The organism is Chromobacterium piscinae (genome assembly GCF_021129175.1).
In the GTDB taxonomy this organism is placed as follows: Bacteria; Pseudomonadota; Gammaproteobacteria; order Burkholderiales; family Chromobacteriaceae; genus Chromobacterium; species Chromobacterium piscinae.
Window position 1 is genome coordinate 1 of record NZ_JAJOHV010000142.1, and the last position, 1285, is coordinate 1285.

The window sequence follows — 1285 nt, forward strand, 5'->3', positions numbered from 1 at the left end:
CCGAAACCGGCTTCGACGGCAGCATCACCCGCTATGTCTACGACAACGCCGGCCGCCTGGCTCAGCAGGTGGAAGGCGACGTCGCCACCGATTACCGCTACGACCGCGCCGGCCGCCTGATCGAGCGCAGCGCGCCGAACAGCAAGGAAAGCTTCAGCTACGACCCGGCCGGCCGCCTGTTCCAGGCCAAGAACCGCTACGCCAGCCTGCGCTGGGTGTACGACGCCGTCGGCAACGTCACCGAGGAGCTCCACGGCTATCACGTCGCCGGCGTCAAGGAAACCTATCGCTGGCAACACGAGCACGACAAGCTGGGCAACCGCATCGCCACCATCCGCCCCGACGGCCACCGCGTGGACGTGCTCAATTACGGCAGCGGCCACGTGCATGGTCTGCTGTTCGGCCAGCGTGACATCTTCAACCTGGAGCGCGACAAGCTGCACCGCGAAACCCAGCGCGTGCTGGGCAATGCGCTGCAACAGACCCTGGCCTATGACAAGGCCGGCCGCCTGTCCAGCCAGCGGCTGATGGGCGCCACCCAGTGGAGCCGCCAGTACCAGTACGACGCCGCCGGCCAGCTTGTCGGCATCGCCGACAATCGCAGCGGTCAGCTGAATTACCGCTATGATCCGGTCGGCCGCCTGCTGGAAGCCGCCACCCCCAAGGGCGTGGAAAGCTTCCGCTTCGATCCGGCCGGCAACCTGTTGGACAACGCCCCGGCCGCCGACGGCCATCAGGACGACAGCCTGCTCGGCAACCTACTCAGCCAGTACGCCGGCCGCCACTACCGCTACGACAGCCGCGGCAATCTGGTGGAGAAACGCGTCAACGGCAGCCTCACCAAATTGGAATGGGACAGCCACAACCGCCTGTCCCGCCTCATCGCGCCGGACGGCCAACGCACCGACTACCATTACGACCCGCTGGGCCGCCGCATCGCCAAGATCAGCCAGGGCCAGGCCACGCTGTACGGCTGGGACGGCGACGTGCTGGCCTTCGAAACCCGAGATGAAGAAGCGGTGCATTACCTGTTCGAGCCGGACAGCTTCGTGCCGCTGGCCCAGGTGCACACCAACGCCATCCGCGGCGTCAAAGTGCCGGCCTGGAGCCAGCACCACCCCTACGACCCGGACAAGGACCCGCTGCGCCAGGTCGCACCGGAACCCGAGGCCCCCAAGGCGGTGTACTACTACCACACCGACCACCTGGGCACCCCGCAAGCGCTGACCGACGAACAAGGCCAGCTGGCGCTGGAAATGGACTACCAGGCCTGGGGCCAGGCGCG

General features: G+C 67.1%; 1 protein-coding gene. It reads left to right on the forward strand.

Annotated features, from left to right (window positions below):
* On the forward strand, positions 1-1285 hold a 1285-nt coding region (locus LQR33_RS23210), incomplete at both ends, for an RHS domain-containing protein (protein ID WP_231470622.1).